Here is a 14799-nt window from a genome sequence, read left to right as displayed (position 1 = left end):
TCGCCCCTATCACCATCCGCGCCGTCATCCCGGGCGACCGAAGGGCGACCCGGGATCCATGCCTGAGCCTCTTCGGTTGAAGTTCAGGCATGGATCCCGGCTCTGCGCTTCGCTCCGGCCGGAATGACGGCGCGGTCGGTTCAACGTTGAAACGACTGCTCGATCTAAGGACAAGAACCATGGCCGGACCCCGGCAGATCTCGGCCGAAGAGGCCGCAACTCCTGCGCTCGACATCGAGGGCGCCCGCGTGCTCGTGGTCGAGGCGCGCTTTTACGACACGCTCGCCGACGAGCTTCTGGCCGGCGCGACCGCGGTCCTCGACAAGGCCGGCTGCCGCGTCGATGTCGTCACCGTGCCCGGCGCGCTCGAAATTCCCTCGGCCATCGTCATCGGCCTGCGCGCCGCCGACGAGTCGGTCGATCCCTACGAGGCCGTGGTCGCGCTCGGCACCGTGATCCGCGGCGAGACCGGCCATTACGACATCGTCGCGGGCGAGAGCTCGCGCGCGCTGATGGATCTGTCGGTCGCCTTCGCCCTGCCGCTCGGCAATGGCATCCTGACCGTCGAGAACGAGGCGCAGGCCTGGGCGCGGGCGAACCGTTCGGAGATGGACAAGGGCGGCGGCGCAGCCGAGGCGGCGCTCGCCGTGCTGCGCTACAAGCGCTCCCTCGCCGGAGCCTCCGATGCGGAGCAGCCGGAATGAGCCGGGCCGAGATGCGGCGCGGCGCACGGCTTTCGGCCGTCCAGGCGCTCTACGAGATGGAAATCGGCGGTCGCGGCGTGACCGAGGCGATGGCCGAGTTCGAGGCGTTCTGGATCGGCAAGGAGGTCGAGGAGATCGAGCTGCCGAAAGCGGAGATCGCCTTTTTCCGCGATCTGCTGGGCGGTGTGGTGCGCGAGCAGTTGCTGGTCGACCGGACGGTCGACCGCCTGCTGGCCGAGGGCTGGCCGCTGAAGCGCGTCGAGGCCGTGGTCCGGGCGATCTTCCGCGCCGGCGCCTATGAACTGGCCTTCCGCAAGGACGTGCCGGCCCGTGCCGTCATCTCCGAATATGTCGCCGTCGCCCGCGCCTTCTACGAGGGCGAGGAGATCGGCATGGTCAACGCCGTGCTGGACAAGATGGCCCGCGAGTTCCGGGCCGACGAGTTCGACGCCCCGGCGGCGTGACGATCGTCATTGCGAGCGTAGCGAAGCAATCCACGGGCACGTAGAGCGCTGCTGGTTCCGGGTGGGGGCGTCGCTTCGCTCTTCGCAATGACGTAGAGATCTTTGTCATGTCCGACGAAACCTGTCAGCGCCCCGGTGAATTCGAGCTGATCGCGCGCTATTTCGCGCCGCTCGCGGGTCCCGGCGGCCTGGGCCTGATCGACGATGCCGGGCTGCTGCGGCCCGGGCGCGGCTATGAAGTGGTGGTCACGGCGGACGCGCTGGTCGCGGGCGTCCATTTCTTCCCCGTTGACCCGCCGGCGGCGATCGGCTGGAAGGCACTGGCCGTCAACCTCTCCGACCTCGCGGCGAAGGGCGCCAAGCCCGAAGGCTTCGTGCTGACCATCGCCTTGCCGCGCGACTGGACGGAAGCCTGGCTGGACGCATTCGCCGAGGGGCTCGGCAGGCTGGCGAAGGACGCCGGCTGTCCGCTGATCGGCGGCGACACGGTCTCGACGCCGGGGCCGCTGACCCTCTCAATCACCGCTTTCGGCGTCGTGCCGGCCGGACGCATGGTGCGCCGGACGGGCGCCAAGCCGGGCGATGTCGTGCTGGTCTCCGGGACGATCGGCGACGGCGCGCTCGGGCTCAAGGTCCATGGTCCGGACCAACCGGGATGGGTCGCTGCGCTCGACGCGCAGGAGCGTGGCTTCCTCGCGGACCGCTACCTGCGTCCGCAGCCGCGCCACGCACTGGCGAAAGTCCTGCAGCAGCATGCCTCGGCGGCGATGGACGTCTCGGACGGGCTGATCGGCGATCTTGGCAAGCTGCTGAAGGCGTCCGGAGTCGGCGCCGAGATCGACCTCGATACCGTGCCGCTCTCTGCGCCGGCCCGCGCCGCGCTCATGGCCGATCCTGCGCTGGCGGAACTGGCCTGGACCGGCGGAGACGACTACGAAATTCTCTGCACGGCGCCGGACGGAGAGGTTTTTACTCTTGTAGGTGCCGCGGCGGAGGCAGGTATTCCCCTGACGGCAATCGGGCGAATCGTTGCCGGGCCAGGTGCCGTGCGGTACGGCGGAAAAGGAGAGCGCCCTGCGTCGGGCTCAAGCTCCTATTCGCACTTCTAGGGCATGGTGATGCCCGCTCTTTAAGGCAGGCGGCGCCAGCGCCGCGGAACGGCGTGGCGATGAACCAGCATGTCCAGATTCATGAAGGCGACCGCCTCGCGAAGCGCAACGCGCTGATCCTGACCGGCGCTCAGGCGCTCGGCGGCGCCAATCCGGCGATCGTCGTCTCGCTCGGCGGCCTGGTTGGCACGCAGCTCGCTTCCGACCAGACCTTCGCCACCGTTCCCGTCAGCCTGTTGCAGCTCGGGATCGCGGCCGGCGTCATCCCCGCGGCGATGCTGATGCGGCGGCTCGGTCGGCGCGGTGGCTATCTGATCGGCGCCCTGGTCGGCGCATCGGGCGCGAGCGTGGCTGCCGCCGGCGTGGTCACGCGCGACTTCGCGCTGTTCTGCCTCGGGACCTTCATCTGCGGGCTCTACGGCTCCTTCGTCCAGAGCTACCGCTTCGCGGCCGCCGACACGGCGAGCCCGGCCTTCAAGGCGCGTGCCATCTCCTGGGTGATGCTCGGCGGGCTGGCTGCAGGCGTCATCGGCCCGCAATCGGTCTACTGGACGCGCGACCTCACGCCGGCCGCGCCCTTCGCCGCGAGCTTTCTCGCGCAGGGCGCGCTGGCGCTGCTCGCGATCCTCGTCGTCTCTCAGTTGCACGCGCCGCCCGTCGCAGCGGTCAAGGCGGATCGCGGCCGCCCGCTCGGCGAGATCATGCGCCAGCCGAAATTCGTCGCCTCGGTCATCGCGGCCCTCGTCGCCTATGGGCTGATGAGCTTCGTCATGACGGCCGCGCCGATCGCCATGGTCGCCTGCGGCCATTCGGTCGGCGAGGCCGCCCTCGGGATTCAGTGGCACGTGCTGGCGATGTACGGGCCCAGCTTCTTCACCGGCCGGCTGATCGAGCGCTTCGGCAAGGAAGGCGTCACCATCGCCGGCCTCGTCCTGACGGCGTTCGCCGCCATCGTCGGGCTGTCGGGCCTCAGCGTCGCGCATTTCTGGATCGCGCTCGTGCTGCTCGGTCTCGGCTGGAACCTCGGCTTCATCGGCGCGACGTCGCTGGTGACGGATTGCTACCGGCCGGAGGAGCGGGTCAAGGTGCAGGCGGCGAACGATTTCCTCGTCTTCGGTTCAGTGGCGATCGCCTCCTTCTCCTCGGGCGGGTTGGTCAGCCATGGCGGCTGGGACACCGTGAACTGGATGGTGTTCCCGCCCGTCGCGATTGCGCTCGCTCTCGTCGCCTGGCAGCATTACCAGCGCAAAACGGCGTCGGCTGCCGTCTGACGGAGGCGCCTTCCTTGAGCGATCGCCCCTTTCCTGCGGCGACCGGGCGCGTGCCGCCCGGCGCCTTTGGCCATAACCGCGGCGTGGTCGCGCGGAACTATGCCTTCATGCCGCCCGAAGGCGTGCTCGTCAGCCGGCTTCCGCAGTTCGAGAGGACGATCGCGCGCATTCTCACCGCGCCGGTGATGGGCGCGCGCTTCGCTCAATATGTGCTGGAGATCGCGGAAGGCGGAGGGATGCCGGCGGCCTTCGCCGAGGATGGCATTCAGCATTTCTATTATGTGCTCGGCGGCGAGGTGGTGCTCTCCATCGAAGGCGGCGAGAGCCGGACACTGGCTGTCGGGGGCTTTGCCTATCTGCCGCCGGGGACGCGCTTTACCCTGCGCCAGTCGGGCGAGGGGCGGGCCGACGTCCTGGCCCTGCGCAAGCGCTACGAGCCCGCCCCCGGCATCGCCGTCCCGGGCGCCATCCTGTCCCATCGCGATGCCGTGCCCATGACGAATCACACCGGCATGGAGGGGCGCGGCTTCCAGTTCCTGTTGCCCTATGGCGACATGCGCTTCGACTTCGAGATGAACCTGATGTGGTTCAAGCCGGGGGTCTGCTTCCCGGCCGTGGAGACCCATGTGATGGAGCACGGCCTCTACATGCTGGAAGGGCAGGGGCTCTATTTGCTGGGGAGCGATTGGCACGAGATCTGGGCGCGCGATTTCATCTGGATGGGCGGGTATTGCCCGCAGCAGTTCTATCCGACCGGCCAGGGCGACGCGTGCTATCTGCTTTACAAGAACGTCAACCGCGACATCGCGCTCTGACGTCCTGCCGTCCATTCGTGACATCCGACGAAATCTGTAAGCGGCGCCGTTTGCGCTTCTTCGCGAAACTTGCCACAAATTCGCCTGACACTGGCGACGCGGAGCGGGCCTTGTAGTCTTTCAGGGCTCGTTTTTCGCTGCCTGACGTCCAACGCTGCAGAACGAGGAGCGGTAACGCTCCCGACGGCAACGCCTTTAGGGTCAGGAAAACGAATGTCAGCTCTGCTTGTCATCATTCTATTGAGTGCGCTCTCGATAGCCTACGGCGTCTGGGCCTATGGCGACGTCATGAAGCGCGACGCCGGCAGCCAGCGCATGCAGGAGATCTCCGGCGCGGTCGCTGAAGGCGCGCAGGCCTATCTCAAGCGGCAATATCTCACGATTTCCATCGTCGGCATCGTGCTGTTCGTCGCACTTGCCTGGCTGCTGGGCAAATGGGTTGCGATCGGCTTCCTGATCGGCGCCGTGCTGTCGGGCGCGGCCGGCTTCATCGGCATGAACGTCTCGGTGCGCGCCAATGTCCGCACCGCCCAGGCCGCGATGCAGTCGCTGGGCGAGGGGCTCGACGTCGCCTTCAAGGCGGGTGCGGTCACCGGGATGCTCGTCGCCGGCCTCGCTCTGCTCGGTGTCGCCGTCTATTACGGCATCCTGACCTCGTCGCTCGGCTTCGAACCCTCCAGCCGCACGGTGATCGATTCGCTGGTGGCGCTCGGCTTCGGCGCCTCGCTGATCTCGATCTTTGCCCGTCTCGGCGGCGGCATCTTCACCAAGGGCGCCGATGTCGGCGCCGACCTCGTCGGCAAGGTCGAGGCCGGCATCCCGGAGGACGATCCGCGCAACCCCGCCACGATCGCGGACAATGTCGGTGACAATGTCGGCGACTGCGCCGGCATGGCGGCCGACCTGTTCGAGACTTATGCGGTGACGTTGGTCGCGACCATGGTGCTCGCCGCCATCTTCTTCGCGGGCCAGCCCGTGCTCGGCACGATGATGCTGTATCCGATGGCGATCGGCGCCGCCTGCATCGTGACCTCGATCATCGGCACCTTCTTCGTCAAGCTCGGCGCCAACCAGTCGATCATGGGCGCGCTCTACAAGGGCTTCATCGCCGCCGGTGTGCTCTCCATCGCTGCGATCGCGGCGGTGAACTACGTCATGTTCGGCGGCTTTTCCGCCTCCTTCACGACGGTCCAGAACGTCACCTTCACCTCTGGCAAGCTCTTCGGCTGCGCGATGGTGGGCCTGGCCGTGACGCTGCTGATCGTCGTCATCACCGAATACTACACCGGCACCGGCAAGCGCCCGGTGGTCTCGATCGCCCAGGCTTCGGTGACGGGCCATGGCACCAACGTCATCCAGGGCCTCGCGGTCTCGCTGGAATCGACGGCCCTGCCGACGATCGTCATCATCGCCGGCATCATCGTCAGCTACACGCTCGCCGGTCTCTTCGGCATCGCCATCGCCACCACCGCCATGCTGGCGCTGGCGGGCGTCGTCGTGGCGCTCGACGCCTTCGGCCCCGTTACCGACAATGCCGGCGGCATCGCGGAGATGGCCGGCCTGCCCAAGGAGGTCCGCCACTCCACCGACGCGCTCGACGCCGTCGGCAACACCACCAAGGCGATCACCAAGGGTTACGCGATCGGCTCGGCCGGCCTCGGCGCGCTGGTGCTGTTCGCGGCCTACACTTCGGACCTCAACTTCTTCATTTCCGAGGCCAACAAGGCGGGATCGACCACGTTCCAGTACTTCAAGGGCGTCACGGTCGATTTCTCCTTGTCCAACCCCTACGTCGTCGTCGGCCTGCTGCTCGGCGGCCTCATCCCCTTCCTCTTCGCGGGCATGGGCATGACGGCGGTGGGACGGGCGGCTGGATCGGTCGTCGAGGAGGTTCGACGCCAGTTCCGCGAGAAGCCCGGCATCATGCAGGGCACGGACCGGCCCGATTACGGCCGTGCCGTCGACATGCTGACGAAGGCGGCAATCAAGGAGATGGTGGTTCCGTCCCTGCTGCCGGTGCTGGCGCCGTTCCTGACCTATTTCGTGATCTACTGGATCGCGGGCAAGAACAACGCCTTCGCCGCTGTCGGCGCCATGCTGATGGGCGTGATCGTGACGGGCATCTTCGTCGCGATCTCGATGACCTCGGGCGGCGGCGCCTGGGACAATGCCAAGAAGAGCTTCGAGGACGGCTTCGTCGACAAGGACGGTGTGCGTCACATGAAGGGCTCGGAGGCGCACAAGGCCTCGGTGACCGGTGACACCGTCGGCGATCCCTACAAGGACACGGCGGGCCCGGCCGTGAACCCCGCGATCAAGATCACCAACATCATCGCGCTGCTGCTGCTCGCGATCCTCGCCCACTCCTGATCGCGAGGAACGTTGAGCCAATCACCAGCCCGCGGCGAAAGCCGCGGGTTTTTGGTTGAGCCTGCCGGCGAGCCGCCATGGCCTGGAGCGAAGTGACGGGGCAATCCAGGGGGCCGGGTCGAACGCCTCCGCCCAGCTCCCTGGATTGCTTGTCCGCGCTGGCAACAGCCGTGTAGCCTGCCGCGCTCCGAAGGCGGAATGCCTTGCGCGCCAACGACTTGCGCCCCTCGCCTGAAACAACGTGGCAGCGTCTTGAATCAACCCGGCAAGCTACGGCCGGCTCCGTAGTGTTCCCGCATGCGCCGATACAGCCCGGCTGGCATGGTCCGCCCATCCGAGGAGGAACCATGTCAACGCCAATGCTCGACCGACCCGCCGCCATTCCAGGCCGTGCCGCCGACCTCGCCCTGTTGCTGGTGCTCGCCACGCTCTGGGGCGGCTCCTACAGCTTCATCAAGATCGGTGTCGACACCATCCCGCCGCTGACGCTGATCGCGGCGCGCACGCTGATCGCGGGTGTGACGCTGCTCGCCTTCCTCCGCTGGCGCGGCCTGAGGCTGCCGCGCGACCTCGCGACATGGCGGCAATTCCTGATCCAGGCCTGCCTCAACAGCGTCGCGCCCTTCACTCTGATCGCCTGGGCCGAGCGCAGCGTCGATGCCGGTCTGGCGACGATCCTGAGCTCGACCAGCCCGATCTTCGTCGTCCTGCTCTCCTGCCTGACGGCCGGCGTCGAGCGGTTGCCGCCGGTCCGGTTGCTGGGGATCGGGGCAGGCCTTGCCGGCACTGTCCTCATCGTCGGCACGCAGGCGATGTCCGGCGTTGGCGATCAGCTCTGGGCCCAGCTGGCCCTGGTCGCGGCCAGCATCTGCTATGGCGGCGCCGCCCTGTTCGGTCGGAATTTCAAGGGGCTCGCTCCGGTCATGCCCGCCGCGGGTTCCCTGCTATGCGGCGCGGTCGTCCTGCTGCCGCTCAGCCTGGCTGTCGATCGGCCCTGGACGCTGACGCCGTCAGCCCAGTCGCTCCAGGCCCTGATCGCCTTGTCGCTCGTGTCGACCGCCCTGGCCTTCGTGATCTATTTCCGGCTGATCGCCAGGCTGGGCTCGGTCGCCACCACGTCGGTCGCCTATCTGCGCGTCCCGACCGGCGTGCTGATCGGCATGCTCTTCCTTGGGGAGACACTGGCGCCGACCGCCTGGGGCGGCCTCGTCCTCGTGATCGGCGGCGTCCTGGCGATGACGTTGCCGCCGCGCCGCCGCGACAGGTCCCGCTGACGGCAAGGCCACGGCCCAAAACGGAAAACCCGCGGCGTGAGCCGCGGGTCTTGTGTTCGATCGCCGCGAGCAGCCGTTCAGCTGCCGAGCGGGTTGAACTTGGTGACGCCGCGGAAGAGGTTGCGCAGGAAGCTCTGCTCTTGGCCGCCCGACGCCGTCGTCCGGCTGATGAAGTCGAAGATCACGCCGTCCTGCAGGCCGTAATGCGCGATGCGCTCCACCTTGAAGCCCTTGTTGAAGTAGACCACCAGCACCTGCTGGTCGATCACCTGCGGGTCCTGGAACTGGAAGCGGCGGCGCACCGTCTGGCTGATGTAGTAGAAGGTGCGGTTGCCGACGGTCGAGGTCGTGGACGGCGTGCCGAGAATCTCCAGCACCTTGTGAACGTCCATGCCGACCTTCACCTGGGCGACCAGCGCATCGTCCATGACGAAGCCGCGCTTGAACTCCTCGTTGAGGCCCGCCGAGGTCGGAAGCACGAAGCCGCCAGCGTCGGGGCCGCAGCCGGCGATCGTCAGCGTTGTTGTCGCGAGGGCCCCGAGCAGAGCCGTGCGGCGGGTGATGAGGGTCATGCGGGCACGATCCGAAGGCGGGGCGGCCAAGGAACGCTCTGCGTTCCAAGCCGCTTGTCAAATGGGTGAGGGTTGGCGTAACGCCCGAGGATGGCTTTGGCAAGGCAAGGACGCGCGGGAAGGCGCTGGATGGAGGAAATCCGGTGATCTTCGGCTGGTTCGGCAAGCGCGCGCGGCGGCGTGCGCCGGCTGATGCGCTGTTCGCGCGCATCGCCGACGCCTCGCGGCGCCCTGCGCTCTACATGGATGGCGGCATCCCCGACAGTTTCGAGGGACGTTTCGAATCGCTGGCGCTCCACATGTTCCTGGTGCTGCGGAGGCTGCGCGAGCTCCCTTCGCCATCTGACGACCTGGCCCAGGACCTTACGGATTGCTGCTTCGACTATCTGGAGCTCGGCTTTCGCAATGGCGGCGTCAGCGATATCGCCGTGCCGAAGCGAATGAAAAAGATCGGCCAGATGTTCTATGGGCGTCTGCAAGCCTATGGCACGGCCTTCTCGGAGGCGGATCCCGCGGCGCTGGAGGAGGCACTGCGCCGCAACGCCGCGCCTTCTGCCGACGCTGCCCTTCTGGCGGACTATCTGCGCACGGCGCAGGCGCAGCTTGCCGGGTACGATCTGGACCTCATCCTGGAAAAGGTCACGCTGTTTCCCATATTCTGCGGCAAGGAACCCCCTGATGAAGCCTGATCGCAGCAGTCCAGCCCTCAGCCACCCGGTCCGGGTGGAGCAGATTCGTCCGCGCGGGACGCAGGTGACGCTGCAGGCCGAGGCGGACCAACTCGCGGCCATTGCGAAAACGCTCGGCCTTGCCTCCGTCGAGACGCTGGACGCCCGTTACGACCTGTCACGCAATGGCGAGCGGGTGAAGCTGGAGGGCCGCATCAAGGCGCAGTTCCATCAGATCTGCGTCGTCTCGGTCGAGTCATTCCCCGTCGTGCTCGACGTGCCGATCAAGCTTGACCTCGTGCCGGCGAGCGATCCGATCTTCGCCGTACGAGAGGCCGGTTCCGACGAGGGCGCTATCGACATCGAGGTTATGTTGAACGAGGCGGACCCGCCGGAGCCGATCGTCGATGGCGTGATCGATCTCGGCGCCATCACGCAGGAGTTTCTGGCGCTGGCGCTCGATCCCTATCCGCGCAAGCCCGGGGTCGCCTTCGAGCCACCGGCTGCGGCCGAACCGGAGCCTTCGCCTTTCGCGGCGCTGGCGAAGCTCAGGCGCGATGGCTGAGGGGTGCATCGCCGCTCCGCCGGCCCTGGAGTGCGCCTGTATGGATATGAAACGTAACAATGATTGAGGAGCGCAACCCGATCTGCGCAGCTTGCGGCTCAGCCGCAAACCGCTATTGTCCGGCCGGCAAAGAGCCGCTCCGGGTGGAAGGTCGGCCGTTCCCGGGACACGCCAGAATTCCATGAACAGACCGGTTACAATCGCGCTCGATGCGATGGGCGGGGACCATGGCCCGAGCGTCGTCATCCCCGGCGCCGCACTCATGCTGGAGCGCCGCCCCGATACGCGCTTCGTCATCTTCGGAGACGAGAAGGAGGTGCTGCCGCTGATCGAGCAGCACCCGAAGCTGAAGGCCGTCACCACTTTCCACCACACCGAGGTTGCGGTGAAGATGGATGACAAGCCCAGCCAGGCCTTGCGCTATGGCCGCTACAAATCCTCGATGTGGCGCGCCATCGACGCCACGAAGACGGGGGAGGCGGACGTCACCGTTTCGGCCGGCAACACCGGCGCGCTGATGGCGATGTCGAAATTCTGCCTGAAGTCGATGCCGCTGGTCGACCGGCCTGCCATCGCCTGCCTGTGGCCCACCGCCCGGGGCGAGAGCATCGTGCTCGATGTCGGTGCGACGATCGGCGCGGATGCGCGTCATCTCGTCGATCTGGCGGTGATGGGCGCGGCGATGGCCCGCGTCGTCTTCGATCTCGACCGGCCGACGGTAGGCCTGCTCAATGTCGGCGTCGAGGAGATCAAGGGCGTCGAGGCGGTCAAGGACGCCGGCCGCATCCTGCGCGAGAGCAATCTGCCCCACATGGCCTATCACGGCTTCGTCGAGGGCGACGACCTCGGCAAGGGCACGGTCGACGTGGTGGTGACGGAAGGCTTCACCGGCAACATCGCGCTGAAGACCGCCGAGGGGACCGCCCGCCAGATCCAGTCCTACCTGCGCGCGGCGATGAGCCGATCGCTGATGGCCAAGATCGGCTACCTCTTCGCCAAGGGCGCCTTCGGGGCTCTGCGCGAGAAGCTCGATCCCCGCAAGTCCAACGGCGGCGTCTTCCTGGGCCTGGAGGGCATCGTCATCAAGAGCCATGGCGGCACCGACGCGATCGGCTTCGCCAGCGCCGCCGAACTCGGCTACGAGATGGCCCGCGAGGACCTGATGGCCAAGGTCCGGGAGATGGTCGCCGCCAGCACGCGCCCCGGCTCGCCCGCCGCGCAGCCCGCGGACGCTCAGTAAGGAAACGGTGTCCTTGTCGATTCTGCGCTCACAAGTCGTTGGCTGCGGCTCCTATCTGCCCGCCCGCATCCTCACCAACGCCGAACTCGCCACCCGGGTCGATACCAGCGACGACTGGATCGTCCAGCGCACGGGCATCCGCCAGCGCCACATCGCCGCCGATGATGAGCCGACCTCGGTGGTCGGCCTGAAGGCGGCGCAGGACGCGATCGCCGACGCCGGCATCGACGCATCCGAGATCGACCTGATCATCGTCGCCACCGCGACGCCCGACCACACCTTTCCCGCTACTGCGACGCAGATCCAGGCGGCTCTCGGCATCACCGGCGGCGTCGCCTTCGACCTGCAGGCGGTCTGCTCGGGCTTCGTGTTCGCGCTGGCCACCGCCGACAAGTTTCTCTCGACGGGAGGCGCGAAGACGGCGCTCGTCATCGGTGCCGAGACCTTCTCCCGCATTCTCGACTGGGAAGACCGCGCGACGTGCGTCCTCTTCGGTGACGGCGCGGGCGCGCTGGTGCTCAGGGCCGCACCAGGCGAGGGCACGCTGGCCGATCGCGGCGTCCTGACGACCCATATCCGCTCGGACGGCCGCTACAAGGACAAGCTCTACGTCGATGGCGGCGCCGGCTCGACCGGGACGGTCGGCCTCCTGCGCATGGAGGGCAAGGAGGTCTTCCGCCACGCAGTCACCAATCTCGCCGAGACCGTGCGCCACACCTTCCAGGAGACCGGACTGTCGGGTGCCGACATCGACTGGTTCGTGCCGCACCAGGCGAACCGCCGCATCATCGATGCCACCGCCGACAAGCTGGGGATCGACCCTGCCCATGTCGTCATCACCGTCGATCGCCATGGCAACACCTCGGCGGCCTCGATCCCGCTCGCGCTGGCGGAGGCCTACAAGGACGGCCGCATCAAGCGCGGTCAGCTGATCCTGATCGAGGCGATGGGCGGTGGCTTCACCTGGGGCTCCGCGCTCATCCGCTGGTGAGCGGTCGAGCCGAAATTCGCTCGAATGCGATGTTTCTGGCCGATTTTGAGGTGATTTTCTGCTCCGGCCGATGGCGGAGCGGTTTGTCGAGGATTGACCGGGATGGCCGGGGCGCCTAGCGTCCGCCGTCCATGATGGCGAACGACGCCGGTCTTGGCCGGCGTCGGGGGCGACGCCTTGGAGGATGGAATGTCGGGGCAAACGGTGACGCGCGCGGATCTGTGCGAGGCGGTCTACCAGAAGATCGGATTGTCGCGGACGGAATCGTCCAAGCTCGTCGAAGCGGTGCTCGACGAGATCTGCGATGCTGTCGCGCGTGGGGAAAACGTCAAGTTATCCTCGTTCGGGTCCTTCGTCGTGCGAGACAAGGGCGAGCGAATCGGGCGTAATCCGAAAACTGGCGTTGAAGTGCCGATCGAGCCGCGTCGTGTGATGGTGTTCAAGCCCTCCAACGTGATGAAGGCCCGCATCAACGGGCAGAGTGCCGAGGGCGAGACTGAGTGAGCCTGGAGTTCCACGCCGGCAACACAGAGGCCGAATTGGACACCAAGAGCCCGGACGCTTTCAGGACCATCAGCGAGGTCGCTGAAGACCTCGACGTTCCCCAGCACGTTCTGCGCTTCTGGGAAACACGCTTCAGCCAGATCAAGCCGCTGAAGCGCGGCGGCGGGCGCCGCTACTATCGGCCCGACGATGTTGCGCTGCTGAAGGGCATCCGCCGGCTGCTCTACGGCGAAGGCTACACGATCAAGGGCCTGCAGCGCATCCTCAAGGAGCAGGGCCCGCGCCATGTCCAGGCGATCGGCCGCGGTGGACCGATCGGCGCGATGGCGCAGGCGCCAGGCGCCCCCGGGACCGAGCCCGCCGGGGCGGCGGAACCGGGCTGGGCCCCGTCGAGGCCGTCCGTTCCGGAGGGGCTCGACGACGTCACCGTCCTGACTGCCGTCATGCAGGAGCTCGGCGAGTGCCGCCGCATCCTCGAACGGGCCCTGAAGCCCGTCGAGGAGGAGCCGGCCTGACCGCCCTTCGCATGGGGGCTGACCCCAGCGATCCGCCGCTTGACCTCTTCGGCCCGAGCCGTCATCCGAAGCTTGGGGACGACCCCGGCATTTGCCTTCCATACCAGGGATGCGGGACGACCCGCTCCGCAGCGGGAGCGCCGTCATGGCCTGGCTGACACTCTTCATCGCGGGCCTGTTCGAGGTCGGCTGGGCGATCGGTCTCAAATACACGCAAGGCTTCACCCGCCTGCTGCCGTCGGTCTTCACCCTCGTCAGCATGGCGGTGAGCGTCGGGTTGCTCGGGCTCGCGCTGAAGAGCCTGCCGGTGGGCACCGCCTATGCGGTCTGGACCGGAATCGGCACCGTCGGCACGGCCATTCTCGGCATGCTGCTGCTGGGCGAGCCGGCAGGCGCGCTGCGGCTGGGCTGCATCGGCCTGATCGTGGCCGGCATCGTCGGGTTGAAGCTGGTCTCGGCCTGACGGGTCAGGGCCGGCGAAACGCTTCGGGCCAGTAGTCGCTTCGTTCCAGCGCCACGATCAGGACGATGATCGCCAGGGTGACGACGAGGGTCATCAGCCTGGCGTTCCACGGCACGCCGCGGCCGATCAGCCAGATCAGGCTGAGGCCGATGATCAGGGGAACGACGATCTCCATGCGGGTAGTGTAGCGGCCCCGGCCCGCCATCGGAACCGGCGATTTTCAGACACCGCCGGACTGCGACGGCTCCATCTCCGCCTCCGCCGCGGGAGGCCGACGTTCGCCCTCGATCTGCGGCTTCAGCCGCGCGATCTCCGTCGCGATGAAGTCGAGGAAGAGCCGCACGCGCGGCGTGTGCCGCATGTCGGGATGGGTCAGGATCCAGAGGTCGGCCGCCAGCCTGGGGTCTGGCGGCGCCAGCCGCTTCAGGCCCGGCCGCGCATCGCCGATGAAGCAGGGCAGGAAGCCGATGCCGATTCCGGCCTCCACCGCTTCCGCGAGCCCGAGCACGGTGTTGAGCTTGTAGACAACCCGCTCGGCCGCGACGTGGCGGGCGATGTAGCGCACTGCGCTCATCATCGTGAACTGCTCGCCCAGCGAGACCCAGGGGCACTGCCAAAGATCACTCTCGCTCGCCGGCTCCGGGCCGGGGAAGTCCTCGGCGCGGCCATAGAGAGCCCAGGCGATGCGGGCGGGCTTGCGCCCCACCAGCGTCTCCGGAGGGCTGTCCGTCGCCCGGATCGCGACATCGGCATCGCGTTTGGACAGGTTGGCGGCCCGGTTGCCGACGAGGATGTCGAGCCGGATATCCGGGCATTGCGCCAGGAATTTCGAGAAGAGCGGCGTCAGCAGGTCGACCAGCAGCGTGTCGTTGGTTGCGACGCGCAATTCTCCTGCGGGCTTGATCTCCTGGCCCGCGAGCTTGCGGGTGAAGGCGGTGATGTCCTCGTCGACCCGGCCTGCCAGCAGCACCATCTCCTCGCCGGCAGGTGTCGCGACATAGCCGCTGCGGTGCCGCTCGAAGAGCTTCACGCCGAGCGCCTCCTCGATTTGCCCGAGCCGCCGGAAGACCGTCGAATGGTTGATCCCGAGCGCATGGGCCGCCGCGGGCAGGGCACGCTCCTCGGCGATGGCCTTGATCAGGCGGAAGTCGTCCCAGGCGAGGGCCTTGGCGGCAGGTGTCATGGCGTCTTTTCCGCAATCGAGAAGGGCATGGTCTGATCTGCTCCGACGAGGGCCACGCATTGTGCGGGCTGGAATGGTCCATTGCAACTGT

At 67.4% G+C, this 14799-nt stretch carries 17 protein-coding genes; 14 read left to right on the top strand and 3 right to left on the bottom strand.

Features of this window, described 5'->3' with window-relative positions:
- Positions 1-179 precede the first annotated feature (179 nt).
- The 7 genes from ribH to BW981_RS01170 all read left to right on the top strand — a co-directional run bounded on the left by ribH (position 180) and on the right by BW981_RS01170 (position 8007).
- Positions 180-704 carry a 6,7-dimethyl-8-ribityllumazine synthase gene (ribH, locus tag BW981_RS01200; protein ID WP_076435487.1) on the top strand — a complete coding sequence of 175 codons (525 nt, stop codon included), beginning with the start codon at positions 180-182 and terminating at the stop codon, positions 702-704.
- On the top strand, positions 701-1168 hold the full coding sequence (nusB, locus tag BW981_RS01195) for a transcription antitermination factor NusB (RefSeq protein WP_076435485.1): 468 nt from the start codon (positions 701-703) through the stop codon (positions 1166-1168). Before ribH ends, nusB begins: the two co-directional genes overlap by 4 nt.
- A 107-nt stretch (positions 1169-1275) precedes the next feature.
- On the top strand, positions 1276-2277 hold the full coding sequence (gene thiL / locus BW981_RS01190) for a thiamine-phosphate kinase (protein ID WP_076435483.1): 1002 nt from the start codon (positions 1276-1278) through the stop codon (positions 2275-2277).
- A gap of 59 nt (positions 2278-2336) precedes the next feature.
- Positions 2337-3548, top strand: coding sequence for an MFS transporter (locus BW981_RS01185; RefSeq protein ID WP_076435481.1), 1212 nt, complete (start codon positions 2337-2339; stop codon positions 3546-3548).
- A gap of 14 nt (positions 3549-3562) precedes the next feature.
- Positions 3563-4363: a (S)-ureidoglycine aminohydrolase gene (allE, locus tag BW981_RS01180; protein ID WP_083712084.1), complete on the top strand. Its 801-nt coding sequence runs from the start codon at positions 3563-3565 to the stop codon at positions 4361-4363.
- A gap of 213 nt (positions 4364-4576) precedes the next feature.
- Positions 4577-6733: a sodium-translocating pyrophosphatase gene (locus BW981_RS01175; RefSeq protein ID WP_076435479.1), complete on the top strand. Its 2157-nt coding sequence runs from the start codon at positions 4577-4579 to the stop codon at positions 6731-6733.
- Positions 6734-7080: 347 nt separating this feature from the next.
- Positions 7081-8007 (top strand): DMT family transporter, encoded by a 927-nt coding sequence (locus BW981_RS01170; RefSeq protein ID WP_076435477.1) that lies wholly within the window; start codon positions 7081-7083, stop codon positions 8005-8007.
- Between the two features lie 77 nt (positions 8008-8084).
- Here the strand turns inward: BW981_RS01170 and BW981_RS01165 are convergent, their stop codons facing one another.
- Complete coding sequence (locus tag BW981_RS01165; protein ID WP_076435475.1) at positions 8085-8579, bottom strand: outer membrane protein assembly factor BamE; 495 nt, start codon at positions 8577-8579, stop codon at positions 8085-8087.
- Positions 8580-8722: 143 nt separating this feature from the next.
- On the opposite strand from BW981_RS01165, the gene BW981_RS01160 reads away from it, so the two are divergent.
- The 7 genes from BW981_RS01160 (at position 8723) to sugE (ending at position 13525) form a co-directional block, all read left to right on the top strand.
- Positions 8723-9268 carry a ubiquinol-cytochrome C chaperone family protein gene (locus tag BW981_RS01160; protein ID WP_076435473.1) on the top strand — a complete coding sequence of 182 codons (546 nt, stop codon included), beginning with the start codon at positions 8723-8725 and terminating at the stop codon, positions 9266-9268.
- Positions 9258-9812, top strand: a complete 555-nt coding sequence (locus tag BW981_RS01155; RefSeq protein WP_076435471.1) for a YceD family protein — start codon at positions 9258-9260, stop codon at positions 9810-9812. Before BW981_RS01160 ends, BW981_RS01155 begins: the two co-directional genes overlap by 11 nt.
- A gap of 181 nt (positions 9813-9993) precedes the next feature.
- Positions 9994-11052 carry a phosphate acyltransferase PlsX gene (gene plsX / locus BW981_RS01150; RefSeq protein WP_076435469.1) on the top strand — a complete coding sequence of 353 codons (1059 nt, stop codon included), beginning with the start codon at positions 9994-9996 and terminating at the stop codon, positions 11050-11052.
- A gap of 13 nt (positions 11053-11065) precedes the next feature.
- On the top strand, positions 11066-12043 hold the full coding sequence (locus BW981_RS01145; RefSeq protein WP_076435467.1) for a beta-ketoacyl-ACP synthase III: 978 nt from the start codon (positions 11066-11068) through the stop codon (positions 12041-12043).
- Between the two features lie 189 nt (positions 12044-12232).
- Positions 12233-12547 (top strand): integration host factor subunit alpha, encoded by a 315-nt coding sequence (locus BW981_RS01140; protein ID WP_076435465.1) that lies wholly within the window; start codon positions 12233-12235, stop codon positions 12545-12547.
- Positions 12548-12582: 35 nt separating this feature from the next.
- On the top strand, positions 12583-13062 hold the full coding sequence (locus BW981_RS01135) for a MerR family transcriptional regulator (protein ID WP_076436699.1): 480 nt from the start codon (positions 12583-12585) through the stop codon (positions 13060-13062).
- Positions 13063-13207: 145 nt separating this feature from the next.
- On the top strand, positions 13208-13525 hold the full coding sequence (gene sugE / locus BW981_RS01130; protein ID WP_076435463.1) for a quaternary ammonium compound efflux SMR transporter SugE: 318 nt from the start codon (positions 13208-13210) through the stop codon (positions 13523-13525).
- 4 nt (positions 13526-13529) lie between these two features.
- Here sugE and BW981_RS22420 read toward each other — a convergent pair whose 3' ends face one another.
- Together BW981_RS22420 and BW981_RS01120 are read right to left on the bottom strand one after the other, a co-directional pair.
- The gene (locus tag BW981_RS22420; RefSeq protein WP_076435461.1) at positions 13530-13730 is read right to left on the bottom strand and encodes a hypothetical protein; all 201 of its coding nucleotides are present in this window, start codon (positions 13728-13730) and stop codon (positions 13530-13532) included.
- 15 nt (positions 13731-13745) lie between these two features.
- The gene (locus tag BW981_RS01120) at positions 13746-14708 is read right to left on the bottom strand and encodes a LysR family transcriptional regulator (protein ID WP_076435459.1); all 963 of its coding nucleotides are present in this window, start codon (positions 14706-14708) and stop codon (positions 13746-13748) included.
- Positions 14709-14799 lie beyond the last annotated feature (91 nt).

This window comes from Allobosea sp. TND4EK4 (assembly GCF_900156025.1).
In the GTDB taxonomy this organism is placed as follows: Bacteria; Pseudomonadota; Alphaproteobacteria; order Rhizobiales; family Beijerinckiaceae; genus Allobosea.
The sequence above is the reverse complement of the archived record's forward strand: the minus strand, read 5'-3'. Positions and strand labels throughout refer to the sequence as shown.